Source organism: Pseudomonas syringae group sp. 247E2 (genome assembly GCF_032587795.1).
Classification (GTDB): domain Bacteria; phylum Pseudomonadota; class Gammaproteobacteria; order Pseudomonadales; family Pseudomonadaceae; genus Aquipseudomonas; species Aquipseudomonas amygdali.
Map to the genome: position 1 here is coordinate 160,197 of NZ_JAWHPK010000037.1, position 27,000 is coordinate 187,196.

Here is a 27,000-nt window from a genome sequence, read left to right on the forward strand (position 1 = left end):
CCACTGTTGATACTGTCCCTGTATCAGTAAATAAAAACCGGGTGGAAGTTCAATCGGCGCACAAATACGGTGAATTGTGAGGGTGATTGATGGCTTTACGTCATGAACGCGATATGTGCGTGAGCTTATCACCGATTTATGTGTGAAATTTCAATCCTCTATGTCAGAAATAAGAGTGTTTTTCGTGGGTTTGCGGCAAACTCTACGGTTTTGATCCACTCGTCAGGGATATTTCATGAATCGGACGTCTGTTGTCGATGAACAACGCTTTCGAAAACTGCTGGGGCGTAACGTCGGCTTGCCATTGGGTGTGGGGGTACTGAGCGCCGTTTTCTTCATTTTGCTGATCAGTTATCTGCTCACGGCCATACAGTGGGTCGAGCACACTGACCGGGTGATCAATAACACCAACCGTTCGATGAAACTGTCGATAGACATGGAAACCGGCATGCGCGGTTTTCTGCTGACCGGCGATCAACACTTTCTCGACCCCTATGAAATCGCCAAACCGTTGCTGGTTGCCGAGCTGGACGGACTCAAGAGTCTGGTCGAAGACAACCCGACGCAACAGGACCGGTTCAGGCGTCTGTCCACGATGCAGCAGGAGTGGAATGCGTTTGCTCAGGAGATGATCAATCTGCGGCGCAACAACGGCGACTATCAAACTGCTGTGCTGGCCGGACGTGGCAAGCGAATTACTGATCAGATCCGCACCGAGTACGATCAGGCTGTCGAAATGGAACAGCAACTTCGGTTGACCCGCAACGCAGAGGTCACGCGCAGTACCATTCTTTCCGTCTGCCTGTATCTGATATTCGTGGTGATTGTCAGCGCTATCCTGGCGTATATCGGACGACGTGATTTGCTGTCGCTTTCGGCCACCTACAGCGAAAACCTCAGGCTGCAGGAAATCAATGCCGAGCGTCTGCAAAAAGTCGCCTGGTTGCGCAACGGTCAGAGCGAACTGGCCGAACAGGTACTGGGTCAGTTGACACTCAATATGCTGGGTCGAAACATCCTTCAGTTTCTGACTCAGTATCTGGGCGCGTCGGTGGCGGCGGTCTACATTCGCCAGGATCACGGCGGCTTGACGCGTGCTGCTTCCTACGGTTTTTCTCGCGAACAGGAGCAGCAGGAGCAGACCATTCATAGCGATGAAGGCATTGTGGGGCAGGCCGCACAACAGGACCGGATCATCACGCTGGATGAACTGCCCGAAAATTACTTCAAAGTGGCTTCCGGTTTGGGTGAAGGCTCGCCGCGCAGCATTGTGGCAGTGCCTACCAGCAATGACGATCAGGTCAACGGGGTGATCGAGTTGGGCTTTCTGCGCCCGCTTACCGAGCAGGATCTAGAGTTTCTTGAGCTGATCGCGGACAACATCGGCACTTCGATTGAAGCGGCCCGTTATCGCCAGCGTCTGCAAGAGGTGCTGGCCGAGACCCAGCAACTCAACGAAGAATTGCAGGTGCAGCAGGAAGAATTACGCACGGCCAACGAAGAGCTGGAAGAGCAGTCGCGTATTCTCAAGGAGTCTCAGGCACACCTGGAAACTCAGCAGGCCGAGCTGGAACAGACCAACGAGCAGCTGGCCGATCAGAGTCAGGCGCTGGCCGATCAGCGTGATGCGCTGGACCGCAACAACGAGGAACTGAGCATCGCTCAGGCCGAGTTGCAGGCGCGTGCGGACGAGCTGCAGCGCGCCAGCAAGTACAAGTCCGAGTTCCTTGCCAACATGTCCCATGAGCTGCGCACGCCGCTCAACAGTTCGCTGATCCTGGCCAAGCTGCTGGCCGAAAATCCTGGCGAAAATCTGACCGCCGAACAGGTCAAGTTTGCCGAGTCGATCTATTCGGCGGGTAATGACCTGTTGAACCTGATCAACGACATTCTGGATATTTCCAAGGTTGAAGCCGGCAAGCTCGAAATGCGCCCGGAAAACAGCAGCGTATCTCGTCTTGTCGAAGGCCTGCGCAGCATGTTCCAGCCGCTTGCCGCCGAGAAAAAGCTGGCGTTCACGGTCGACATACAGGCAGGCGCGCCGACCATGCTGTTCACGGACCGCCAGCGTCTTGAACAGATTCTCAAGAACCTGCTGTCCAACGCGATCAAATTCACCGAAGCGGGCGCCGTCAGCATGGTCGTTTCGCGCCAGCCGGGTGCAGGCATCGTGTTTATCGTGCGCGACTCGGGCATCGGCATCGCCGAGGAGCATCAGCAGGGTATATTCGAGGCATTCCGTCAGGCAGATGGCACCACCAACCGGCGTTATGGCGGTACCGGGCTGGGGTTGTCGATCTCCCGCGATCTGGCGGCATTGCTGGGCGGCTCCATCAGTGTGACCAGCGCGCCAGGGCAGGGCAGTATTTTCAGCCTGGTGTTGCCGGAAAGCTATGTCGAGCAAGGCCCTCAAGAGCCAGGCAATGAGTCTGCGGTCATGCTTGCGCCTCCCGCGCCATCGTTGCCGGTTCCTGCCGCGCCGGTCATCCAGCAGTCGGCCCCGGTGCCGGTGGAAACACCTGTAGCCGTGTTTGCCGATGATCGTGACAAGGCACCGTTTCAGCGGCGCTGCATTCTGGTCATCGAAGATGAAGTGCGCTTCGCTCAGATCCTCTTCGATCTGGCCCATGAGCTGGGCTATGACTGTCTGGTCGCGCATGCTGCGGATGAAGGGTTCAACCTGGCGTCACGCTACACGCCGGACGCGATCCTGCTGGACATGCGCCTGCCGGATCACTCGGGCCTGACCGTGCTTCAGCGTCTCAAGGAGCTGGCACCTACCCGACACATTCCGGTGCATGTAATTTCGGTCGAGGATCGCCAGGAAGCTGCGCTGCACATGGGCGCCATTGGCTACGCCGTCAAGCCGACCACCCGCGAAGAGCTCAAGGATGTATTCGCCAAGCTGGAGGCCAAACTGACCCAGAAGGTCAAACGCATCCTGCTGGTCGAAGACGATGCGCTGCAACGTGACAGCATTGCTCGCCTTATCGGCGACGATGATATTGAAATCACTGCGGTGGGTTTTGCCCAGGAGGCATTGGACCTGCTGCGCGAGAATGTCTACGACTGCATGATCATCGACTTGAAACTGCCGGACATGCTCGGCAATGAGCTGCTCAAGCGCATGTCCACGGAAGACATCTGCGCCTTTCCGCCGGTGATTGTCTATACCGGGCGCAACATGACCCGTGATGAAGAAGCCGAGCTGATGAAATATTCGCGCTCTATCATCATCAAGGGCGCACGCTCGCCTGAACGCCTGCTGGACGAGGTCACGCTGTTCCTGCACAAGGTCGAGTCGCAACTGTCCAACGAGCGACAAAAGATGCTCAAGACCGCGCGCAGCCGTGACAAGGTCTTTGAAGCGCGCAAGATCCTTGTGGTCGATGACGACGTGCGTAACATCTTCGCCCTGACCAGCGCCCTGGAGCACAAGGGGGCAGTGGTGGAAATTGCCCGCAATGGTCTTGAAGCGATTGCAAAGCTCAATGAGGTCGAAGACATCGATCTGGTCCTGATGGACGTGATGATGCCTGAAATGGACGGTTACGAAGCGACCATCGAGATCCGCAAAGACCCGCGCTGGCGCAAGCTGCCGATCATCGCCGTTACTGCCAAGGCCATGAAAGATGATCAGGAGCGTTGTCTGCAGGCAGGTTCCAACGATTACCTGGCCAAGCCCATTGACCTGGATCGACTGTTTTCACTGATTCGCGTCTGGCTGCCGAAGATGGAGCGCATTTGAATGAGGGCTCAGTGGCCGTGCTTTCCGGGGCGCAAAAACGGATGGCATCATGCACCTTGATCGAAGCATAGAGATCGAGCTGCGCCTGCTGATAGAGGCTATCTACCTCCAGTACAGCTACGATTTCCGCGACTATTCCGGTGCGTCGATCAAGCGCCGCGTGATCCATGCGTTGCGTCAGTTCGATTGCGCGACCATCTCGGCCCTGCAGGAGCGTGTCCTTCATGACCCGGCAGCATTCATGCAGCTGTTGCAGATTCTCACCATCCCGGTGAGTGAGATGTTCCGTGACCCCTCGCACTTTCTGGCGATCCGCAACGAGGTCGTGCCGGTGCTACGCACTTATCCGTCGATCAAGGTGTGGATTGCCGGTTGCAGTACGGGTGAGGAGGTTTATTCAACGGCTATTCTATTGCGCGAAGAGGGGCTGCTGGAGCGGACCATCATTTATGCGACCGATATCAATCCCAGCTCTTTGGAGAAGGCCAAGCAGGGCATCTTTTCCATGGATAACCTGCGCACCTATACGGAGAACTACCGTAACTCGGGAGGGCAGCGCAATTTCGCCGATTACTACACGTCTGCCTACGATTACGCGATCTTCGACAAGACACTGTGCGAGAACGTCACTTTTGCCGATCACAGTCTGGCTACAGATAGTGTATTCTCCGAAACGCAATTTGTTTCCTGCCGTAACGTACTGATTTACTTCAACAAAAAACTTCAGGATCGAGCTTTCGGGTTATTTCATGACTCGCTGTGTCATCGCGGCTTTCTGGCGCTGGGCAGTAAGGAAACCCTGGATTTCTCTGCCTACGGCGGGGCGTTCGAGACGCTGGTGAAACCCGAGCGGATCTACCGGAAATTATGAGAACCACCTTTGACGATGACCTGTCCTGCGGCCCGTTGCCCGTGGTCGATGCTATTGTCGTAGGCGCGTCAGCGGGTGGTGTAGAGGCCCTGCTGAAAATATTCAAAAATCTGCGGCCGGGTTTCAGTCTGCCTATATTGATGGTGTTGCATTTGCCCGATGACCGGCGCAGCCAGTTGGCCCATGTATTTCAGAGTCGCTTGGCGATCCCGGTCAAGGAAGCCGATGACAAGGAAGATATCGTGCCGGGCACTTTGTACGTTGCGCCAGCGGGTTACCACGTCTCGGTGGAGTCTGACTTTTCACTGTCATTGAGTCAGGAAGACAGGGTGTTTTACTCAAGGCCCAGTATCGACATTTTGTTCGGTTCGGCCGCGGATGCCTACGGCCCGCGACTGGCTGGCGTATTGCTGACTGGTGCCAATAATGACGGCGCACAAGGTTTGCTGCAGATCAAGAAGTATGGTGGTTTAACGGTGATTCAAGACCCCTCGCAGGCCCAGGCGTCGACCATGCCCCAGGCGGGCCTGGCGTTGCACTCGCCGGATTACCTTCTTTCCCTGAACGATATTGGCCGCTTGCTGGTCGAGTTGGAACGAACCGCATGTTAAGTGAAATTCAGGCAAAACTGCTCATTGTTGATGATTTGCCGGAAAACCTGCTGGCCCTCGAGGCGCTGATCAAGCGCGGTGATCGACTCGTCTACAAGGCACTCTCGGCGGACGAAGCGTTGTCACTGCTGTTGCAGCACGAGTTCGCGCTGGCCATCCTCGACGTCCAGATGCCTGGAATGAACGGGTTCGAACTGGCCGAGATGATGCGCAGCACCGAGAAGACCAAGAGCATACCGATCGTTTTCGTCAGCGCTGCCGGTCGCGAGCTCAATTATGCCTTCAAGGGCTATGAAAGTGGTGCCGTGGACTTCCTGCACAAGCCGCTGGATATCCATGCGGTAAAGAGCAAGGTCAATGTTTTCGTTGATCTGTATCGGCAGCGCAAGGCCATGAAACTACAGGTCGAAGAGCTGGAGCGCAGTCGCCAGGAGCAGGAAGCCTTGCTCAAGCGTCTGCAGTCGACCCAGGGCGAACTGGAACACGCGATCCGTATGCGTGATGACTTCATGTCCATCGTTTCCCACGAGGTGCGTACGCCGCTCAACGGTCTGATTCTGGAGACCCAGCTGCGCAAACTTCACCTGGCCAAAGACAACGCTTCAGCGTTCACCATGGAAAAGCTGCGGGCAATGGTCGACCGCGACGAGCGGCAGATTCAGAGCCTTATCCGCCTGATAGAAGACATGCTTGATGTCTCCAGAATTCGTACCGGCAAGCTGTCGATCAGGCCGAGCCCGTTTGACTTGAGCGAACTGGTCTGTCAGTTGCTGGAAAGCTTTGCCGCACAGATTGCCGCCGCCGATTCGACGGTCACCCGGTTTGCCGAAGAGCCGGTGATCGGCGTCTGGGACGAGTTCCGTATCGAGCAAGTGGTTGCCAACCTGTTGACCAATGCGCTGCGCTACGGTGCGCGCAAACCGATTGAAGTGCATGTGTACAGCAGGGAGGGCGAAGCCTTCATTGAGGTTCGGGATCAAGGCATCGGTATTACTGCTGAAAACCAGAAGCGCATCTTTCAGCAATTCGAGCGAGTATCGAGCAATCACGCTGTTGCCGGGCTTGGCTTGGGGTTGTTCATTTCCGATCAGATCGTCATGGCTCACGGCGGTCGTATCGAGGTGGAGAGCGAAGAAGGCAAGGGTTCGGTCTTTCGTATCTGCCTGCCTTTATAGATGACAGCTGCTGTCGATACAGGTGACAGCCGTTGGCGATGTAGGTGATAGCCACTGGCAATCAAGTTTAATCACACATCGGCGCAACCTCCCATGCATGCCGTGGTCGTAATGGCAGCTATTTATAAGATCAAAGGCAGTTCAATGAGCGCTGATGCAGAAAACGTCGTATTAATCGTCGAAGACGAACCCCTGATCCTGATGCTCCTGGCCGATTATCTGTCTGGTGAGGGGTATCGAGTCCTGAAAGCCGAGAATGGTGAGCAGGCTTTCGAGATTCTGGCGACCAAACCCCACCTTGACCTGATGATCACCGATTATCGATTGCCGGGTGGTGTCTCGGGTGTACAGATTGCCGAGCCTGCGGTGATGCTTCGACCGGAGTTGAAAGTGATCTTCATCAGCGGCTATCCGGCGGAAATACTCGATTCGGGCAGCCCCATTGCGCTGAAGGCACCCATTCTCGCCAAACCGTTCACCATGGAAACGCTGCATTCGCGTATTCAGGAACTGCTGGCCTGACAACGCGCTTTAACCGTCGAGTGAGCAGGCCGCCTTTCAGGCAGGAGTCGTGCACAGCCTGAGCGTTTCTCAGGCTTCTATCATTTCCCGCACTTTCGAGGTCAGGTGATCGAACGCAAAGGGTTTGGTGATCAGTTGCATACCGGTGTCCAGAAAACCTCCGCGAACCGCGGCATGTTCTGCATAACCTGTGATGAACAACACTTTGAGTCCCGGTCGCAGCTGCCTTGCGATTTCTGCAAGCTGCCGGCCATTCATGCCCGGCAGCCCTACATCGCTGATCAGCAAATCAATACGCTGGCCTGATTCCAGTATCGGCACGGCATCCAGTGCTTCGCCGGCCTCGATGAAGGTGTAACCCAATTCGCTGAGCACCTCACTGACCAGCGTCCGGACAGCAGGGTCGTCTTCGACAATCAGCACGGTTTCGCCATTTTCGGCGTAAACGGCATTGCTCTGGAAACTCTGCTCGGCTTCATCTGCAAGCCCCTTAAAGCGCGGCAGGAACAGCTGTACGGTAGTGCCTCGGCCTACTTCACTCTTGATTGAAACATGACCATGCGACTGTTTGCTGAAACCGTAGATCATTGAAAGACCCAAGCCGGTGCCCTGGCCGATAGGCTTTGTGGTAAAGAACGGGTCAAACGCACGGCTGATCACTGTTTCCGGCATGCCGCAGCCATTGTCACTGACGCTCAGCACCACGTAATCACCGGGCAGCAGGTTCTCATGGGCATTGGTAAACGATCTGTCCAGCTGCTGATTGAAGGTTTCGACTACCAGCGTGCCGCCGTCGGGCATTGCATCGCGTGCGTTGAGCACCAGGTTGAGCAGGGCGCTCTCCAGCTGGTTAGGGTCCGCTTCTGCAGTCCACAGATCGCTGGCCATGCGCAATTGCAAATGAATGCTCTCGTTGACACTGCGCTGCAACAGTTCGTCCATGGCATTGACCAGATGGTTCATCTCCACCGGCTTTGAGTCCAGTGACTGGCGCCGCGAGAATGCCAGCAAGCGATGGGTAAGTGCTGCGGCGCGATTCGCCGAGGTCACACCCAGGTCGATCAGGCTGTTGAGGTCCTCTATATTGCCGCGCGCCAGGCGTCTTCTTATCAATTCCAGGCTGCCGATGATCCCGGTCAGCATGTTGTTGAAGTCATGCGCAATACCGCCGGTCAATTGGCCGACTGCTTCCATTTTCTGTGACTGACGAAGAATGTCTTCCTTGTGGCGCAACTGCGAGGTGCGCTCTTCGACCTGTTGCTCCAATGTTTCATTGAGACGCCGCAATTGCGACTCGGCTTGCTTGCGTTCGGTGATGTCAGAGGTCACGCCTGCCAGAGAACTGACCAGACCGTTCTTGCCGCAAATGGCGCGGGCGCGCACATCCACCCAACTGAGTGAGCCATCCGGCCAGACGTTGCGGTATTCGATGATCAGATCAACACCGGTGTCCAGGCTGCGCTGAAGCGCCGACTGCATTCTGGGCTGATCTTCGAAATACACAGCAGCGAGCCAGTCGTCGTAATTGAACGTGTCCTGTTCGTTGCGGCCATAGTGACTTTTAGTAATATCCGAACAAGTCAGTTTGAGGTATTCCGCTTCCAGCAACCAGGAGCCCAGCCTGCCGGCCTTGAGCGCATTCTGCAGACGGCCTTCACTTTCGTGCAGGTCCTCCATGCGCGCTCGTGCTTCATACTGACGTCTGCGCCCGCGCACGGCCGTGACGACCAGGCTGACCAGAGTCGCAGGATGGAAGGGGCGTTCGAGAAAGGTCACATTGCCCAGTAGATTACCCATCCGTGCAGACGGATTGTGATCCGGACCGCCATGATGAGTCATCAGGACGATCGGCAGATCCGACCACGCTGGCTGACGACTGATGAGGTCCAGCAGCGGTTTAATGTCACTGTTGCGCAACGCCTCATCGGCGATGATTGCCAGGCCAGCGCCCGAGCTCAACTCTTTGACCAGTTCGAACAAGTCATGGGCCACCGTTGCCAGGTAGCCGGCTTCATCGAGGATCCGCATAGCGATCTGACTGTCTCGACCTCTGGGCGCCAGAATGATTGCGCGCTCCGACAACAGTCCTGGAATACTCACAGGTCGTCATCCTCAAGCAGCGGTTTCTTGTCGCCAAAGTATGACGGCACCCCGCGCAGTACGCCTTGGAAGGCTTCAAGCGGCTTGCCGATCTTCAGACCGTTGGCACTGATGCGGTATTCACGAATAGTGGACTCGTGAGTGCCCGTGCGCTTCTTGATGATGGATATCGCGCGACGCACCTGACCCAAAGCTTCGAAATAACGCAACAGAATAACGCTGTCGGCAAGGTAGGTAATGTCGACCGGTGAGCGCATGTCACCGACCAGCCCGTGTTGTGCAACGGTCATGAAGGTCGATGCGCCCTGGCGATTGAGGTAGAGCAGAAGCTCATGCATGTGCAAAACCAGTGCGCTCTCTTCCGGCATTGCCGCCTGATAACCGTTGATGCTGTCGATGATCACGGTCTTTATCTGCTTACGGTCCACTGCGCGCCTTACGCGGTGCGCAAACTCGCCAGGAGAAAGCTCAGCCGCGTCGATCTGCTCGACCACCAGATTGCCGGTCTCCTGAAGCGCCCGCAGGTCAATCCCGAGCTTGAGCATGCGCTCGAACAGCAGGCCCATTTCTTCATCGAATATGAACAGCCCCACGCGCTCGCCACGTGCCACTGCCTGTGCCGCGAAAACCAGTGAAATAAGCGATTTACCGGTCCCGGCAGGGCCCAGAATCAGCGTGCTGGAGCCGCTTTCTATGCCGCCGCCCAGCAGGTCGTCCAGTTCTGTGATGCCGCTGCTGACCTGAGTGCGGGCGTAATTGGAGCGGTGCTCGGCCGCTACAAGACGTGGGAATACATGGATGCCGTTCTCGGCGATGGTGAAGTCGTGGAAACCGCCGCGGTATTTCTGGCCGCGGTATTTGACGATCTTCAACCGTCTGCGCTCGGCACCATAGGTGGGTGTCAGCGCTTCAAGACGGATAACCCCGTGGGCCACACTGTGTACGGTTTTATCCAGCGCTTCGGTGGTCAGGTCATCGAGCAGCAATACCGTCGCGTTATAACGCGTGAAGTAATGTTTGATGGCTAGAATCTGGCGTCTGTAGCGCAATGAACTTTGCGCCAGAAGACGAATTTCCGAGAGGCTGTCGATCACCACGCGAGAGGGTTTGACCCGCTCCACCACCTCGAATATCTGCCGCGTCGCTTCGCCCAGCTCCAGATCCGAGGAGTACAGCAGGCTTTGATGATGATCCGCATCAAGCAAGCTTTCAGGCGGCGTCAGCTCGAAAATATTGATCTGCTCGTCAAGCTCCCAGCCGTGTGAGGCAGCACCCGAGCGTAGCTCGCTTTCAGTCTCGGAAAGGGTGATGTACAGCGATATTTCACCCGCTGCTGCGCCTGCCTTCAGGAACTGCAGTGCCACAGTTGTCTTGCCGGTTCCGGGTTCTCCTTCAAGGAGAAAAACATGACTGCGTGAAAGACCACCCGCAAGGATGTCATCCAGACCTTCAATCCCGGTTGCCGCTTTTGACGTATTCAAGTATCGCCCTCTAATAACCCATATAGGTTTTGCTATCACTGATTACTGGACCTCCCGGCATTCTGACCGTTCACACTATTTAACGGTAGCGGGTACAGCGAATATATAAACGCGGCTGGCGGTCGGTCCGGTAAATGTCACTTAAGCCCGGTTACGATGATTGCGTCGCTGTTGTTATAGTCCAGCGCCTGAATACTCAACATGCCCTGAGGATCACGTCGTGACCGATTATCAAAGTTTCCGGGTCGAGCTGGCTGACAGCATTGCTCACGTACAGATCAACCGGCCTGAAAAGCTCAACGCAATGAACGAGGCGTTCTGGACTGAAATAATCGGCATATTCGACTGGATTGAGCGCAATGACGAAGTGCGGGCAGTAATACTCAGCGGAGCGGGTAAACATTTTTCGTCGGGTATCGATCTGGCATTGCTGGCTTCTGTTGCCAACCAGATGGGCAAGGATCCAGGCCGTAATGCCCGGCTGTTGAGGCGCAAGATCCGTGACATGCAGGCTTCGTTCACTGCAGTGGCAAATTGCCGAAAGCCGGTTCTGGCTGCTATTCAGGGCTATTGCCTGGGTGGTGCCATAGACCTGATTTCGGCCTGTGACATGCGTTACGCCGCCGCCGACGCCCAGTTTGCCATTCGCGAGATCGACATGGGCATGGCGGCGGATGTAGGAACCCTGCAACGTCTGCCGCGAATCATCGGCGATGGCGTGCTGCGTGAGCTGGCTTATACCGGGCGTACCGTGGGAGCTGAAGAGGCGCAGAGGATCGGGCTGGTCAATCGCACCTTCGATGACCTGGAAGGTCTGTTGCAGGGCGTCTTCGCGGTGGCCCGGGAGATAGCCGGCAAATCACCCATTGCCATCGAAGGCACCAAGCAAATGATCAGCTACATGCGCGATCACCGAGTGGAGGACGGCCTGGAACACGTTGCCATCTGGAACGCAGCCATGCTGCAATCACCTGACCTGAAGCTGGCGATGGTTGCGCAGATGAACAAGCACAAGCCGGTCTTCGATAATTGATTCATGATAGAGCTCGAATCTGAGCAAAGGAGTTTTTCCATGGCGCACCCGGAGCGTTGGACAACTGCAGTTCTGGATGTCGAGGCCGATGGTGGTTTGGCTGTGGTCCAGAGTGATCAGGGTTTTTTGCTGGATACCAATGGGGCAATGTTCCCCAGAGGCTGGCTGGCGGGGCTGGATTTGCCAGTGCAGAGCGAGCACGGCATCGGCTATTTTGAGGGTGAGTCTGTCTACCTGCTGGTGCTTGAGCGCTCGGTTGCGGTCGAGGGCTGTTCGTGGCAAGGCTTGCGTCAGTTCATGCTGGAAGGCGATTTTGCGGTCTTCCAGATGCTCGGCTACGCCGCGCAAGTCAGTACGTGGGCCAGAGAACATCGCTTTTGCGGAGCCTGCGGTCGTGCGACGGTGCAGATCCGTGGAGAGCGGGCGATGTTCTGCGAGCACGACAACCTGCGTCTGTACCCGCGTATTTCCCCGAGCATGATCGTGCTGGTCACGCGGGGCGATGAAATACTGCTGGCCCGCTCACCACGGTTTGTCACCGGCATGTACAGCGCGCTGGCAGGGTTTGTAGAGCCGGGCGAGTCTGCCGAAGACTGCGTGCACCGCGAAGTGATGGAAGAAGTGCAGGTGCGCATCAAGAACCTGAAATACATGGGCAGCCAGTGCTGGCCGTTTCCGCACTCGATGATGCTTGGCTTCCATGCCGAATATGATAGCGGCGACATAGTGCCCCAGGCGGAAGAAATCGAGGACGCACGCTGGTTTCATGTTGATGACTTGCCGCCGTTACCGGCCAACCGTTCTATCGCCCGCTATCTTATCGAGGCGTATCTGGCCGAGCGCTCAGGCGCCCCCGAACCAGTGCTGCCAGGCTAGGCGCACGGTCAGGCCCAATACCACGGTGATGAACACAGGGCGGATGAATTTGGCACCGCCCTTGATTGCAGTGCCTGCGCCGAAGTAGGCACCCAGCATTACCGCAAGGCCCATGCTCAGGCCGATGATGTAGTCCACCTGGCCGGAAAATATGAATACCGAAAGCGCCACGGCATTGCTGACGAAATTCATGCTGCGTGCCACGCCGCTGGCCTTGACCAGATCCACCGGGTAGAGCAGCAGTGTGCTGACCGTCCAGAAGGCGCCGGTACCGGGCCCGGCAACACCGTCATAGAAGCCCAGCCCCAGCCCTTGTGGCAGTTGCCATTTCTTTTTGATCGGAGCATTGCTATCCAGTGGTGCCTTGGGCGTGCCGCCAAACAGCAAGTACAGCCCGCAACCGAACACAATGACCGGCAACATCTGGTTCAGCCATTCGGCTGGCAGGTAATGAGCAATGATCGCGCCGGCTGCAGCACCCACCGCAGTGCCGACCACTGCGTGTATCCACTGTCTGGGGTGAAACAGTTTGCGGCGATAGAACGTGAAACTGGCGGTTGCCGAACCGAACGTCGAACTGAGCTTGTTGGTGCCCAGCACCAGATGCGGTGGCAGACCGGCTGTCATCAGGGCGGGTGTAGTAAGCAGTCCGCCACCACCGGCGATGGCGTCTATAAAGCCCGCGATGAACGCAACGACAGCAAGAATGGCGAGGGTGGTCAGGTCGACGCTGAGTTCAAAAGGCATGGTGGCAAGCGTGCTTATAGGGGAGGCGGGAGGGGGCAGAATGGCTGCCTGAATGTGGCCCATTCTACCCCCTTGCCAAGCGTTGCAGGAAGTCAGATATCGCTGAGCGCGACCCAGCGCTGCTCGGCGGCGGCGAGGCGAATGGCAGTCGCCAGACGCTCGATCTGCCAGGCTTCTTCGAAGTCCGGACCACGGCTGCCCTTGCCGCATACCGCAAGAATGAGTGCCTGTACCTCAAGTGCCTTGAGTTCGTTGTAACCCAGCTGATGGCCCGGTGCCGGGCAGAATGCCGCGTAACCGGGTTGCGCAGGGCCTGCCAGAAGACGTTGAAAACCATCGCGCCCAGCTGCGCCAGTGCGGTAAATGCGCAGTTCGTTAAGGCGTTCCTGATCGAATGCCAGTGTGCCCTTGGTGCCGCTGATTTCGAAACTCAGGTGGTTTTTGTAGCCGTGTTTCAGCCAACTGCTACTGAAGGTTCCGCGCGCACCATTGGCAAAACGCAGCAGTGCGTGGGTCTGGTCATCCACTGCGATGCTGCGCATTTCCTGGCTTCCGTTACTCGCAGGGCGTTGGCGGTGTACGGTGCTGGAGTCAGCGCAGACCGCTTCGACATCGCCCAGCAAATGGCGAGCCATCGCCAGCAAGTGGCTGCCCAGATCAGCCAGCGCGCCGCCCGCATGCGCCGCTTCGCAACGCCACGACCAAGGGGACGACGGGTTGCCCATGAAGTCCTCGCAGAACTCACCCTGAAAACTGACGATATCGCCCAGTTCGCCCGCGTCGATCATTTCCCTGGCAAGGCCGATCATAGGGTTGTGCTGGTAGTTGTAGCCAACCTGAGTAACAACCCCGGCGGCCTTGGCGCTACGGCGCATGTCGTCGGCTTGGGCGAGGCTCACCGCCAGCGGTTTTTCGCAATACACTGCCTTGCCTGCGGCGATGGCGGCCATGGCCATGGGGAAATGCAGGTGATTGGGCGTTGTGATCGCCACGATCTGCACCTGCGGATCACTGATCAGGTTCTGCCAGTCAGCGTGGCTGTGATCGAAGCCCCAGGCGCTAGCGCACTGCTCGGCCCTGACGCTGTCCGCATCCGCCAGGGCGGTCAGCCGAATGCGTGCCGGCAGATCAAGGGCGGCATTGGCATTGCCGAAGGCCAGGGCGTGGGCACGGCCCATGAAACCGGTGCCGATCAGCCCGATGCCCAGTTGCGCCAGCGACGTAGAAGGGTTTTCCCGCATGACATTCTCCAGAGAGGATTGTTGTTATGCGGAAAATATATTCCATAAATATAAAATATGGAAAATTAATTCATTTTTCAGCGTGGCAGTCAGTTCCAGACATCAGGATAAAAATCCGCCGTCGACATTAAGTGCAACGCCGGTGGTGTAGCTGGATGCTGCGCTCGCCAGATACAAGACCGCGCCAGCCATTTCGCTGGGCGCTGCGACGCGTTTCAGCGGAATCTGCGCCAGGGCCATGTTGAGAATCGCATCGTTCTTGACCAGCGCCGATGCAAATCGGGTATCTGTGAGGCCGGGCAGCAAAGCGTTGCAGCGAATTCCGAACTCGGCGCATTCCTTGGCGAACACCTTGGTCATGTTGACCACCGCCGCTTTGGTCATTGAATAGACACCTTGATAGGCACCCGGCGACACCGCATTGATGGATGCAACATTGATAATGCTGCCACCGCCGCCTTCGCGCATCAGCTTGCCGGCTTCCACCGACATGAAGAAATAGCCGCGAATGTTAACGTCGATGGTCTTTTGAAACGCGCTGAGGTCGGTGTCCAGCACATTGCAGAATTGCGGGTTGGTGGCTGCGTTGTTGACCAGTATATCCAGGCGCCCGAATTGCTCGCGAATCTGGGCGAAAACGCTGGTTATCTGCTCCATCTCGCCAATATGGCAGGCAATGGCTGTGGCCTTGCCGCCCTCGCTGATGATGGCGTCGGCAACCGCCTGACACCCGTCGAGCTTGCGGCTCGACACAACAACGTGCGCGCCCTGTTGAGCGAGCAGCCTGGCAATGGCTTCACCGATTCCCCGGCTCGCACCTGAAACAAAAGCAACCTTGCCATCAAGGTCGAAAAGCTGGGTTCTGGACATGTCGTTTCCTTGTCTTGGCGTTGGCGGTCAAAGGCTGGATTTGGTGATTACATTCAGGCTCATCTGCTCCAGTAGCCTGTTCATGTCAATGAACCGGGCAAAGCGTTTGTCCTGAGTCTGTCCATGGAAAAAACGGTAGTAAATCTGTTGCACGATACCGGCCAGACGAAACAGGCCGTAGGTGTAGTAGAAGTCGAAATTGTCGATACGGATGCCCGAACGTTCGGCGTAATAGTCGACGAACGCCTGGCGCGTCAGCATGCCGGGGGCATTGCTCGGCTGGCGACGTGTCAACTGAACCGGCAGCGGGTCGTCAGTCTGGACCCAGTAGGCGAGGGTATTGCCCAGGTCCATCAGCGGATCACCGAGCGTGGTCAGTTCCCAGTCCAGCACGCCGATGATGTTCATCGGGTTATCCGGATCGAGGATCACATTGTCGAAGCGGTAGTCGTTATGCACGATGCTGGAGGTGGGCGAGTCGGCGGGCATTTTGTCTGCCAGCCACGCCTGGACCTGCTCCCATGCCGGGGCGTCCGGGGTTCGCGCTTTTTCATAACGCTCCGACCAGCCCGAAATCTGCCGTTGCACGTAACCCTGGGGTTTGCCCAGATCACCCAGGCCGCACGCTTGGTAATCAACGCGGTGCAAGTCCACCAGTTTGTTGATGAAGCTCTTGCACAGGTCTTCAGTCTGTCGTGCATCCAGCGCCAATTCGGGCGGCAGGTCAGAGCGCAGGATGATCCCCTTGACGCGCTGCATCACGTAAAACTCCGAGCCGATCACCGACTCATCCGTGCAGTGCAGGTACGCTTGCGGGCAATAGGGGAAGGCATTCCTGAGCTGATTGAGAATGCGGTACTCACGACCCATGTCATGTGCCGATCGCGCCTTGTGTCCGAACGGCGGGCGCCGCAGCACCAACTCGCGCTCTGGGTACTGAATCAGGTAGGTCAGGTTCGATGCGCCTCCGGGGAACTGACTGATCGCCGGGGTGCCATGCAGATCCGTCAGATGCGCCTTCAGGTACGGATCTATCAGGGAGGAGTCCAGTTCTTCGCCGCTGCGAATCCCGGTGGACTGGTCAGTCAGTGCCATACGTATACCTTGTGTTTATTATGGTCAGCTCAAACTATTGACTAATCTAATGATCGTCTGAACCACGAGCAAGCTCGCGGCAGCGTTATAGACTAGCGTGTTGCCGGGCAATCAGCGGCTCTGATTGCTGCTTTGTACAGAGCGGCACAGACAAAAAAACCGAAGCCGGCGGGGCTTCGGTTTTTTTGGTGCAGCTTGCAAAGCGTCAGGTGTTTAAACCGGGAACAGTTCGCTGAGCTTCATGGCCAGCATCATGTCGCCTTCGGCGCGCAGCTTGCCGCCCATGAATGCCTGCATGCCATCGGTCTCGCCGCTGACAATGCCCTTGAGGGTTTCGCTGTCCATGACCAGGGTCACGTTGGCGTCCGGGTTTTCGCCTTCCTGCAATTCGCAGGTGCTGTCCTTGACGATCAGGGCGTAGTGCTTGTCTTCGTCGGTAATATGGAAACCGAAGACCAGGTCCAGACCGGCAGCAGCAGCCGGGTTGAACTTGTTCTTCATGGTTTGTACGGCGTCTGCTACTGAGGTCATGTCTTGATCCTTTTGTGGTGAGTACTTGCGTCCGCAAGGACGCGATTGGCCGGGCTCAGCGATAGGTAATGAGCGCCGGCGTCTTCAGCAGTTGCAAGTGTGTGTAACCGTTGAAGGAAGCCAGGGTAACGTCGTTGCCTTTGAATTTGAGCTGATGCAGCGAAGTGTTGACGATATGCCAGTGCAGCTCCAGTGCCTTTGCTGCAGGCATTCCGGTAACGAGGTGGAGCAGGGCAGTAATGGTGCCGCCGGAGGTGAACACGGCAATACGCTCATGCGGACCTGCGTCCTGAAGAACTCTGTCCAGGCCGGCCTTGACGCGGTCCACGAAACCTTGCCAGCTTTGCAGCCCCGGTGTGTCGTGCTCGCCACTCAGCCAGCGTTTGGTAATCAGGTTGAACAACCGATGAAACCCTGCGGGGTTGCCGGCGACGTCGCGCAGAATATCCAGTGCTTGCGGTTCATCGACAAGCATCGCCGGTATCAGCGCCCTGATCACGCCTTCAGCGTCGAATTCATCGAAGGCGCTGTCGAGCTGTACGGGAGGCGTTTCAATACCTGCTTCTGTGTACTGGCCCAGCACATGCTGTGCCGTGTCTTTCTGGCGCAGGAGCTCACCCGATACACACCGGTCAAAGGTCATGCCCGACTGCGCGAGGTGAGCCCCCAGCACTTGTGACTGACGAATGCCCATGGGCGACAGGACGTCGTAATTGTCTGCACCAAATGAGGCCTGGCCATGTCGTATCAGATAGATGCTGCCCACGTCCGTGTTGTCTCGGTACGTTGAAGGTGGGTCGAGGTTATGAGGGATGCCGGGCGACTGTCAATGAAAAAACATACGCTCGTTTGAAATCATCGTTTTAATGGTTTGTAACGGCTCGATAGCTGGTGCGTCGCACGGGGCGTCGGTATGCTGCATTCATTGGGGCCCTTGATTGGTAAGGGCCTGACGCAAATGAGGGATATTCGTGGATTTCGTTGTCGATTACGCAAGTTTTCTGGCCAAAACCGTGACGCTGGTGATCGCCATCGTGGTGGTGCTGGTTGCCATTGCGTCCATGCGTGGCAAGGGGCGTCGCAAAACGGCCGGGCAACTGCAGGTCACCCGGCTCAATGATTTCTATAAAGGCCTGCGTGAGCGGCTCGAGCAATCCTTGCTCGACAAAGAGCGCCTCAAGACGCTGCGCAAGGAGCAGGGCAAGGCCCTGAAAAAAGAAAAAAAGCAGGCCGAGCCAAAATCCCGTGTCTATGTGCTGGATTTCGACGGTGACATCAAGGCCTCGGCTACTGAAAGCATGCGTCATGAAATTACCGCTCTGCTGACGCTGGCCACCGACAAGGACGAAGTGGTCCTGCGTCTGGAAAGCGGTGGCGGCATGGTGCACAGCTATGGTCTGGCGTCCTCGCAACTGGCACGCATTCGGCAGGCCGGTATTCCACTGACCGTATGCATCGACAACGTTGCGGCCAGTGGCGGGTACATGATGGCCTGCATCGGCAACAAGATCATCAGCGCACCCTTCGCCATCCTCGGGTCCATCGGCGTCGTGGCGCAGTTGCCGAACGTCAATCGCTTGCTGAAGAAGCACGACATCGATTTTGAAGTGCTGACCGCAGGCGAATACAAACGCACCCTGACGGTGTTTGGCGAAAACACCGAGAAGGGTCGCGAGAAATTCCAGCAGGACCTGGACATCACCCACGACCTGTTCAAGAACTTCGTTTCCAGCTACCGCCCGCAGTTGTCCATCGACGAAGTGGCGACGGGTGAGGTATGGCTGGGCATGGCAGCGGTCGACAAACTGCTGGTCGACGAACTCAAGACCAGCGACGAATACCTGGCCGAGCGCGCCAAGGATGCAGACGTGTTCCACCTGCACTACGTGCAACGCAAGAGCCTGCAAGAGCGCATGGGCATGGCTGCAGCCACCTCGGCGGATCAACTGGCCACAAAGTGGTGGGGACGTTTGACTCAGCAGCGGTTCTGGTAGGCATTGTTTAAGGGGGTAACGACTTGCGCCAATGCTCCGGTGCGAGCGATAACCTCAACTATCGTGCGGCGCTCTGCGTCGCACATCAAGATCGGACGCAGAGCGTCCAGAGCCGCGTTTCCACGCTGGAGCGTGCGGAACGATAATCTCCAACTATCGTGCGACGCTCCGCGTCGTCACGCTGTCTCGTGACGCTCTGCGTCACAATTGGGCTGCCGCGCAACGTCATGCCTTGCCCGTAATCACGGCACATAAACCAAAGCGCTTTTTATCACGATGGCACTGGCGACGCAGAGTGCGACGTTAGTGACAGGGTGCCTGATCTCGCAGGACGACCATGTGACGCAGAGCGTCACGAAAGACATTACCACTCGGGGCGTGGGAACGATAATCTGAGCCGAACGCCAATCACCTGACACCACAGAACCACGAACTGCATGCCTACGCGGAGCGCAGGCACGATAGTCATCTCAAGTGAGCGAAGGGACGATGGAGCAGGTCGCCTGAATCAGCGGCGCCGGAACAGCGGTAGCGGCTCGTCGGTTGCAGCCTGATAGGTCACCGAAAAGTCCTTGAGGCCTTCCAGCGCCTCGTACGGGTCCTTGTCGGCACGCACTGCAAAGGCGTCGAAGCCACAGCGGCGCATGTAGAACAACTGATCGCGCAACACGTCGCCGATGGCACGCAATTCGCCCTTGTAGCCAAAGCGATCACGCAACAGGCGGGCGTTCGAGAAGCTACGACCGTCAGTGAAAGCCGGAAAGTTCAGGGCGATGACCTGAAACTGGTCCACATCTGCGCCAATCTCTTCGGCTTCTTCATCACTGTCCAGCCATACGCCCAAACCGCCATCGCGTGCCTTCAATGCATGCGCGTGTTCGCGCCACAGTGCCAATGGCACGAGCAGGTCGTCGCAGTTCGACAGGCTGTCAAAGGTGGTTTCCTTCGGCAGCAAGTGCCAGGTTTCATCAATGACTTCGTTGTTCTTAATGATTCGCTGCATAGACGCGCTCCTTGAAAGGGTCAATGCCAATACGTTGGTAGGTGTCGATAAAGCGCTCGTCTTCGGTACGTTTTTCAACGTAGACGTCGATCAGCTTCTCGATCACGTCCGGCATCGCCTCCTGGGCAAAGGAAGGGCCGAGGATCTTGCCGAGGCTCGCATCACGGCTGGCACTGCCGCCGAGTGAGACCTGATAAAACTCTTCACCTTTCTTGTCCACGCCCAGCACGCCGATATGGCCGACGTGGTGGTGGCCGCAAGCATTCATGCAGCCGGAAATATTCAGGTCCAGCTCGCCGATATCGAACAGGTAGTCCAGATCGTCGAAGCGGCGCTGGATGGATTCTGCAATCGGAATCGACTTGGCGTTGGCCAGCGAGCAGAAATCACCGCCAGGGCAGCAGATGATGTCGGTCAGAAGACCAATGTTCGGTGTGGCAAAACCATTGTCGCGCAGCTCGTTCCACAGGGTGAACAGCTCGGCCTGCTCGACGTCGGCCAGGATGATGTTCTGCTCGTGGGAAGTGCGCAGTTGACCAAAGCTGTAGCGATCAGCCAGATCGGCGATGGCGTCCAGCTGCTTGTCGGTCACGTCGCCCGGCGCAACGCCGGTGGGCTTGAGCGACAGGGTCACAGCAATGTAGCCAGGCTTTTTGTGGGCCAGCACATTGCGTTGACGCCAGCGAGCGAAACCTGGGTGTTGAGCGTCCAGTGCTGCCAGTTCGGCGTGCTGGTCGCTGAGAGCCTTGTATTGCGGGTCGACGAAGTGCCGGGAAACGCGCTGCACTTCGGCTTCGGTCAGGGTGGTCTGGCCACCACGCAAGTGCGCCATTTCGGCGTCGACCTTGGCGGCGAACACCTCAGGCGTCAGTGCCTTGACCAGAATCTTGATCCGCGCCTTGTACTTGTTATCGCGACGGCCATAACGGTTGTAGACCCGCAGGATGGCGTCGAGGTAACTCAGCAGGTCCTGCCACGGCAGGAACTCGTTGATGAAGGCACCTACAACCGGCGTACGGCCAAGGCCGCCACCCACCAGGACACGAAAGCCCAGCTCGCCGGCTTCGTTGCGCAACGGTTCAAGACCGATGTCATGTACTTCGATGGCGGCGCGATCACTGGTCGAACCGTTGATTGCGATCTTGAACTTGCGCGGCAGGTAGGCGAACTCCGGGTGGAACGTGGTCCACTGACGGACGATTTCGCACCATGGGCGTGGGTCCACCAGCTCGTCTGCAGCAACACCGGCAAACTGGTCGGTGGTCACGTTGCGCAGGCAGTTGCCGCTGGTCTGGATCGCGTGCATCTGCACGGTCGCCAGTTCAGCGAGAATATCCGGTACATCTTCAAGCGCAGGCCAGTTGAACTGTACGTTCTGGCGAGTACTGATGTGCGCGTAGCCCTTGTCGTAGTCACGGGCAATTTTGGCCATCATGCGCGCCTGACGCGAGGTCAGCTGGCCGTATGGAACCGCCACACGCAACATCGGCGCAAAGCGCTGCACATAAAGACCGTTTTGCAGGCGCAACGGTCGAAACTCTTCTTCGCTCAGTTCCCCGGCAAGGTAGCGTCGGGTCTGATCCCGGAACTGCTTTACGCGGTCCTCGATGATCTTCTGATCGTAATCGTCGTATACGTACATATAGGTCCTGTTCTCAGGCTTCGTCATGAAGCAGGGCAGTTGCGTCAGTCCGGGCACACGCCCGTCACTTGCGGTAGCCTGCTTCATCTGGTCAATTCTGCGCGCACGGCCGCGCACTCCGTCGGGAGCGAAGGCGACGATAGCAGTTTGCAGATATCGATAAAAGTGATGTTTATATATATGCAAATCACTAAAAGCGATAAGCAAAAAGGCGTTCGGTCATATCCCTGCTTGCCGTGTGGGCAAGACTCGACTTAACTGTGAATTGACCGATGCCGAATGAGTGTCGTAACCCTTCCTTTCATATGCAATCACCCATAAGACCGACAAGAGGCGATGCGATGAGCAAGCACCCGAAAGTAACCAAGCCGGGCAGATCCGTGGACACCTGGGCCATTCTATTCATTGTCGTACTGGCCGTGGGCGCCGCGATGTTCTGGGCCAGCAGCCAGTGACAGGCTGAACAAAGAATTTGCCGGAGTCTCCAGAACCTTGCTGTAGCAGCCGATAACTCGCGTGTAGCGATAAATTCCTGCTACCTCAAGGTTCGTTGATATGAAGGCGCTATTTGTTGGCTGGCTAATGCTATTCGGCTTTTGGTGGGCCGGATCCGCATGTGCCGCCTCGGTGGTATTTCTGAGTCCCGGTACAGAAACCGATGGCTATTGGCAGAGCCATGCCCGGGTGATGCAGACGGCCGCCGATACCACCGGTATGTCACTCAAAATTCTCTATACCGATCGCGACACCCGCAAGTTGCTGGCCATGGCGCGCGATACGCTGCAAGGGTATGTGCGTCCGGACTACCTGATGTTTTCCAATGAGTTGAATGTCGCCCCTGAAATCCTGCGTATGTCTACAGGCAGCGGGGTCAAGCTGTTCGCCGTCAACAATACACTGACGGCGGATCAGATTCGTATTCTGGGTGATCTGCCGTCGCGCTATCCGGATTTCATTGGCAGCCTGGTCGGCAACGACGAGCAGGGTGGTTATCTGACGGCGAAAAGGCTTATCAGCCTTGCTCACCCGGTCATGGACGGGCAGGAGGTTGAAATGCTCGCGTTCTCGGGCACCAACACCACGCCTGTGTCCCTGTTGCGTGAAAAAGGCATGCTGCGCGCCTTGTCAGAGCACCCGGAGGTGCATTTGCGGCAAATTGCGCTGGGAGGATGGCGTCGGGATCGCGCACTCGAGCAGGCGCGCGTGTTGTTCAAACGCTACCCGCAGACACGCCTGGTATGGGCTGCCAATGAGCAAATGGCGTTCGGTGCGATGGATGCATTGCGGGAAAAAGGCGGTAAACCGGGTGAAGATGTGTTGTTCAGTGCCATTAATGGCACCTCGCTTTCATTGCAGGCCCAGCTCAATGGCAACCTGAGCGTGGTTGCTACCGGGCATTTCACCCTGGGCGGATGGGCAATCATCCTGTTGCACCGCTATGACACTGCCCAGCGGCAAGCCCGGCAACAGGTCGGCGCGCGCACTATCGATGTACTGCACCTGGTCGAGCCGAAGGACACGCAGCGCTTTCTAAACGCAACCCGCGAGGAGCGCTACCGGCTTGATATTCAGGCATTCAACGTGGGGGCTTTTGGCGCGGACTCACCGTTTTCCCTGAAAAACATGTTGCCGCCTGATCGCCCAGGCGGCAAGTAGCCGGGTCAGTGCTTACTCGTCATAACCCAGGTTCGGTGCCAGCCAGCGCTCGGTGACGCTCAGGTCCTGGCCTTTGCGGGCGGTGTAGCTTTCGACCTGATCCTTATCCACCTTGCCTACCGCAAAGTACTGCGCCTGAGGATGGGCAAAATACCAGCCGCTGACGGCCGCAGCCGGGAACATTGCGTAGTGCTCGGTCAGGAACACGCCGCTTTTGCCGGGCGTATGTTCGGGTGTGCCTTCCGGCAGTGGATCGAGCAGGGCGAACAGGGTGCCTTTTTCGGTGTGATCCGGGCAGGCCGGGTAGCCGGGAGCCGGACGAATGCCCATGTATTGCTCCTTGATCAACGCCTCGTTGTCCAGCGCCTCGTCTTTCGCGTAACCCCAGTATTCCTTGCGCACCTGCTGGTGCAGCCATTCGGCACAGGCCTCGGCCAGACGGTCGGCGAGCGCCTTGACCATGATCGAGTTGTAGTCGTCGCCCTTGTCCTGATACGCCTTGGCAACTTCTTCGGCACCAATGCCGGCTGTGGTGATGAAGCCACCGATGTAGTCGGTCAGGCCACTGTCTTTCGGCGCGACGAAGTCGGCCAGCGAGAAATTCGGCTTGCCGTCAGGCTTTATGGTCTGTTGGCGCAGGTGATGCAGCTTCGCCAGCGGCTTGCCGTCGTCGCCATAGACTTCCAGATCATCATCGTTGACCTGATTGGCTGGCCAGAAGCCGAATACTGCACGAGCGCTGATCAGTTTCTCGTCGATCAGCTTGCGCAGCATCTGGGTGGCGTCCGCATACAGCGCGGTGGCCGCTTCACCGACCACTTCGTCGGTCAGGATGCGCGGGTATTTACCGGCCAGATCCCAGGAGATGAAGAACGGTGTCCAGTCGATGTATTCGGCCAGCACGTTAAGGTCGATATCCTGCAGAACCCGGGTGCCGGTGAAGGTCGGTTGGGCAGGGGTGTAGTTTTCCCAGTCGAACTGCGGCTTCTTCGCCACCGCCGCGCCATAGCTCAAACGCTCGGTGCGCGCACTGCGTGCCGAGGTACGCTCACGTACTTCGACGTATTCCAGGCGGGTCTTTTCGATGAAGGCCGGTTTCAGTTCTTTCGACAGTAACTGGGTCGCCACGCCCACTGCACGTGAAGCGTCGGTGACGTAGATGACTGCATCATTGCTGTATTTAGGCTCGATCTTGACCGCAGTGTGGGCTTTGGAGGTGGTCGCGCCACCGATCATCAAGGGCAGATGGAAGTCCTGGCGCTGCATTTCCCGGGCAACATGGACCATTTCGTCCAGCGATGGGGTGATCAGGCCTGACAGACCAATGATGTCGCACTTTTCGTCGCGCGCCACCTGAAGGATTTTCTCGGCAGGCACCATCACCCCGAGATCGACGATGTCGTAACCGTTACAGCCCAGCACCACGCCGACGATGTTCTTGCCAATGTCATGGACGTCGCCCTTGACCGTGGCCATGAGGATCTTGCCCTTGGCTTCGGGCTTGTCGCCTTTTTCCAGCTCGATGAACGGGATCAGGTGCGCAACTGCCTGTTTCATGACCCGTGCGGACTTCACCACCTGAGGCAGGAACATCTTGCCTGCGCCAAACAGGTCACCGACCACGTTCATGCCCGCCATCAATGGGCCTTCAATCACTTCGATGGGGCGGGTGAATGCCAGACGCGACTCTTCGGTGTCCTGCACGATATGAGTGGTGATGCCCTTGACCAGCGCATGCTCCAGCCGTTGATTGACCGGCCAGCTGCGCCACTCCTCGGTTTCCGCTTCCTTGACGCTGCCATCACCCTTGAACTTGTCGGCAATTGCCAGCAGTGCGTCGGTGCCTTCGGCGTTACGGTTGAGCACCACGTCTTCGACGCAGTCACGCAGTTCAGCAGGGATCTGGTCGTAGATTTCCAGCTGGCCGGCGTTGACGATGCCCATGCTCAGGCCGTTGCGGATCGCATGCAGCAGGAACACCGAGTGAATCGCCTCGCGCACCGGGTTGTTGCCGCGGAACGAGAACGACACGTTGGACACGCCACCCGAGGTCAACGCATACGGCAGCTCGTCACGGATGTAGGCGCAGGCGTTGATGAAGTCCACGGCATAGTTGTTGTGCTCTTCAATACCGGTAGCGATGGCGAAGATGTTCGGGTCGAAGATAATGTCTTCCGGCGGGAAGCCCACTTCGTTGACCAGAATGTCGTAGGAGCGCTTGCAGATTTCCTTCTTGCGCGCCTCGGTGTCGGCCTGCCCCTGTTCATCGAAGGCCATGACCACCACGGCTGCACCATAGCGCTTGCACAGGCGGGCGTGATGAATGAACTGCTCGACGCCTTCCTTCATGCTGATGGAGTTGACGATGCCCTTGCCCTGGATGCATTTGAGGCCGGCCTCGATCACTTCCCACTTGGACGAGTCGATCATGATCGGTACGCGGGAAATGTCCGGCTCGCCTGCGATCAGGTTGAGGAAGGTCACCATGGCCTTCTTCGAGTCGAGCATCCCTTCGTCCATGTTGATATCGATCACCTGGGCACCGGCCTCGACCTGCTGCAGGGCGACCTCCAGCGCTTCGGTGTAATTGTCTTCACGGATCAGGCGGGCGAAGCGGGCAGAGCCGGTGATGTTGGTACGCTCGCCGACGTTGACGAACAGCGACTGGCGATCGATGGTGAAAGGCTCAAGGCCCGACAGACGGCAGGCCTTTGGAATGTCCGGAATTTCGCGTGGCGCATAGCCCGAGACTGCCTCGGCAATCGCCATGATGTGCGCCGGGGTGGTGCCGCAGCAGCCGCCGACAATGTTCAGGAAACCGCTCTGGGCGAACTCTTCGATGATCTTCGCCGTCTGGCTCGGCAGTTCGTCGTATTCGCCAAAGGCGTTGGGCAGACCGGCGTTGGGGTGCGCAGATACATGGGTGTTGGCCTTGTTGGCCAGCTCTTGCAGGTAAGGGCGCAGCTCGCTGGCACCCAGCGCGCAGTTCAGACCGACCGAGATCGGTTTGGCGTGGCTGATCGAGTTCCAGAAGGCTTCTGTGGTCTGTCCCGACAGGGTACGTCCCGAAGCGTCGGTGATGGTCCCGGAAATCATGATCGGCAGTTCAAAACCCACTTCTTCGAACACGCCCTGCACGGCAAAGATCGCCGCTTTGGCGTTAAGTGTGTCGAAAATGGTTTCGATCAGGATCAGGTCGGCACCGCCCTCGATCAGCCCCTTGGTGGCTTCGCTGTAGTTCTCGACCAACTCGTCGAACGTGACGTTGCGATAGCCAGGGTTGTTGACGTCCGGCGACAGCGAGCAGGTGCGGCTGGTAGGGCCCAGCACGCCCGCCACGAAGCGCGGCTTGTCCGGCGTTTCAAGGGTTTTGGCGTCCGCGACCTTGCGTGCCAGGCGCGCGCCTTCCACGTTCAGTTCGTAGACGATCGACTCCATGCCATAGTCGGCCTGGGAGACCTGAGTGGCGTTGAAGGTATTGGTTTCGAGAATGTCGGCACCGGCATCCAGATAAGCCTTCTCAATGGCGCCGATAACGTCAGGCCGGGTCAGGATCAACAGGTCGTTGTTGCCCTTGACATCGCTTGGCCAATCGGCGAAACGCTTGCCCCGATAGTCCTGCTCTTCAAGCCTGTAGCTCTGAATCATGGTGCCCATGCCGCCATCGAGGATCAGAATCCTCTGTTTCAGAGCAGTGAGAAAGGCTTGATGGCGGGCGCTGCGGTCAGACATGGGGGCTACCTTGAGAAGGTCGATACTTTAAAGGACGGGATGATAGCAAACCGGAACGGTTTTGGTGGTGCT

The 27,000-nt window shown here is 57.5% G+C and carries 20 protein-coding genes; 9 read left to right on the forward strand and 11 right to left on the reverse strand.

Annotated elements, in window-relative coordinates:
• Positions 1–235: 235 nt before the first annotated feature.
• The 5 genes from RYC18_RS25545 to RYC18_RS25565 all read left to right on the forward strand — a co-directional run bounded on the left by RYC18_RS25545 (position 236) and on the right by RYC18_RS25565 (position 6,927).
• Positions 236–3,748, forward strand: a complete 3,513-nt coding sequence (locus RYC18_RS25545) for a response regulator (protein WP_122322271.1) — start codon at positions 236–238, stop codon at positions 3,746–3,748.
• Between the two features lie 49 nt (positions 3,749–3,797).
• Complete coding sequence (locus tag RYC18_RS25550; RefSeq protein WP_004658107.1) at positions 3,798–4,619, forward strand: CheR family methyltransferase; 822 nt, start codon at positions 3,798–3,800, stop codon at positions 4,617–4,619.
• On the forward strand, positions 4,616–5,230 hold the full coding sequence (locus RYC18_RS25555; RefSeq protein WP_316887013.1) for a chemotaxis protein CheB: 615 nt from the start codon (positions 4,616–4,618) through the stop codon (positions 5,228–5,230). Before RYC18_RS25550 ends, RYC18_RS25555 begins: the two co-directional genes overlap by 4 nt.
• Positions 5,224–6,405 (forward strand): hybrid sensor histidine kinase/response regulator, encoded by a 1,182-nt coding sequence (locus RYC18_RS25560; protein WP_002553643.1) that lies wholly within the window; start codon positions 5,224–5,226, stop codon positions 6,403–6,405. The genes RYC18_RS25555 and RYC18_RS25560 overlap by 7 nt, the downstream gene beginning before the upstream one ends.
• 144 nt (positions 6,406–6,549) lie before the next feature.
• Positions 6,550–6,927, forward strand: coding sequence for a response regulator (locus RYC18_RS25565; protein ID WP_002553644.1), 378 nt, complete (start codon positions 6,550–6,552; stop codon positions 6,925–6,927).
• A gap of 69 nt (positions 6,928–6,996) precedes the next feature.
• On the opposite strand, the gene RYC18_RS25570 is transcribed toward RYC18_RS25565, so the two are convergent.
• Positions 6,997–9,027 carry a response regulator gene (locus RYC18_RS25570; RefSeq protein WP_004665050.1) on the reverse strand — a complete coding sequence of 677 codons (2,031 nt, stop codon included), beginning with the start codon at positions 9,025–9,027 and terminating at the stop codon, positions 6,997–6,999.
• Entirely contained in the window at positions 9,024–10,508 is a 1,485-nt protein-coding gene (locus tag RYC18_RS25575) for an ATPase domain-containing protein (protein WP_002553646.1), read from the reverse strand. The genes RYC18_RS25570 and RYC18_RS25575 overlap by 4 nt, the downstream gene beginning before the upstream one ends.
• Positions 10,509–10,728: 220 nt before the next feature.
• On the opposite strand from RYC18_RS25575, the gene RYC18_RS25580 reads away from it, so the two are divergent.
• Together RYC18_RS25580 and nudC are read left to right on the forward strand one after the other, a co-directional pair.
• A complete protein-coding gene (locus RYC18_RS25580) occupies positions 10,729–11,541 on the forward strand; it encodes a crotonase/enoyl-CoA hydratase family protein (RefSeq protein WP_002553647.1) in 813 nt (270 codons plus the stop codon).
• 39 nt (positions 11,542–11,580) lie between these two features.
• Positions 11,581–12,417 carry an NAD(+) diphosphatase gene (gene nudC, locus RYC18_RS25585; protein WP_057403978.1) on the forward strand — a complete coding sequence of 279 codons (837 nt, stop codon included), beginning with the start codon at positions 11,581–11,583 and terminating at the stop codon, positions 12,415–12,417.
• On the opposite strand, the gene RYC18_RS25590 is transcribed toward nudC, so the two are convergent.
• From RYC18_RS25590 to RYC18_RS25615, 6 genes are all read right to left on the reverse strand, one after another.
• Entirely contained in the window at positions 12,385–13,164 is a 780-nt protein-coding gene (locus tag RYC18_RS25590; RefSeq protein ID WP_057404017.1) for a TSUP family transporter, read from the reverse strand. The genes nudC and RYC18_RS25590 overlap by 33 nt on opposite strands.
• A gap of 92 nt (positions 13,165–13,256) precedes the next feature.
• The gene (locus RYC18_RS25595) at positions 13,257–14,405 is read right to left on the reverse strand and encodes a Gfo/Idh/MocA family protein (RefSeq protein ID WP_057403977.1); all 1,149 of its coding nucleotides are present in this window, start codon (positions 14,403–14,405) and stop codon (positions 13,257–13,259) included.
• Positions 14,406–14,507: 102 nt separating this feature from the next.
• Complete coding sequence (locus RYC18_RS25600) at positions 14,508–15,275, reverse strand: SDR family oxidoreductase (protein WP_005743582.1); 768 nt, start codon at positions 15,273–15,275, stop codon at positions 14,508–14,510.
• A 27-nt stretch (positions 15,276–15,302) separates the two neighbouring features.
• Positions 15,303–16,370, reverse strand: a complete 1,068-nt coding sequence (locus RYC18_RS25605; RefSeq protein ID WP_316887014.1) for a phosphotransferase family protein — start codon at positions 16,368–16,370, stop codon at positions 15,303–15,305.
• A 213-nt stretch (positions 16,371–16,583) separates the two neighbouring features.
• Positions 16,584–16,901 (reverse strand): SCP2 sterol-binding domain-containing protein, encoded by a 318-nt coding sequence (locus tag RYC18_RS25610; protein WP_002553652.1) that lies wholly within the window; start codon positions 16,899–16,901, stop codon positions 16,584–16,586.
• A gap of 55 nt (positions 16,902–16,956) precedes the next feature.
• Positions 16,957–17,667 (reverse strand): histidine phosphatase family protein, encoded by a 711-nt coding sequence (locus tag RYC18_RS25615; protein ID WP_057403975.1) that lies wholly within the window; start codon positions 17,665–17,667, stop codon positions 16,957–16,959.
• Between the two features lie 205 nt (positions 17,668–17,872).
• On the opposite strand from RYC18_RS25615, the gene sohB reads away from it, so the two are divergent.
• Positions 17,873–18,895: a protease SohB gene (gene sohB, locus RYC18_RS25620; RefSeq protein WP_057403974.1), complete on the forward strand. Its 1,023-nt coding sequence runs from the start codon at positions 17,873–17,875 to the stop codon at positions 18,893–18,895.
• Positions 18,896–19,403: 508 nt separating this feature from the next.
• Here the strand turns inward: sohB and RYC18_RS25625 are convergent.
• Together RYC18_RS25625 and RYC18_RS25630 are read right to left on the reverse strand one after the other, a co-directional pair.
• Positions 19,404–19,898: a DUF934 domain-containing protein gene (locus tag RYC18_RS25625; protein WP_316887015.1), complete on the reverse strand. Its 495-nt coding sequence runs from the start codon at positions 19,896–19,898 to the stop codon at positions 19,404–19,406.
• Positions 19,882–21,540 carry a nitrite/sulfite reductase gene (locus RYC18_RS25630; protein WP_002553658.1) on the reverse strand — a complete coding sequence of 553 codons (1,659 nt, stop codon included), beginning with the start codon at positions 21,538–21,540 and terminating at the stop codon, positions 19,882–19,884. The genes RYC18_RS25625 and RYC18_RS25630 overlap by 17 nt, the downstream gene beginning before the upstream one ends.
• A gap of 555 nt (positions 21,541–22,095) precedes the next feature.
• Here RYC18_RS25630 and RYC18_RS25635 point away from each other — a divergent pair.
• Positions 22,096–23,196, forward strand: a complete 1,101-nt coding sequence (locus RYC18_RS25635; protein ID WP_057403973.1) for an ABC transporter substrate-binding protein — start codon at positions 22,096–22,098, stop codon at positions 23,194–23,196.
• A gap of 12 nt (positions 23,197–23,208) precedes the next feature.
• Here RYC18_RS25635 and metH read toward each other — a convergent pair whose 3' ends face one another.
• Positions 23,209–26,928: a methionine synthase gene (gene metH / locus RYC18_RS25640; RefSeq protein WP_316887016.1), complete on the reverse strand. Its 3,720-nt coding sequence runs from the start codon at positions 26,926–26,928 to the stop codon at positions 23,209–23,211.
• Positions 26,929–27,000: the final 72 nt, after the last annotated feature.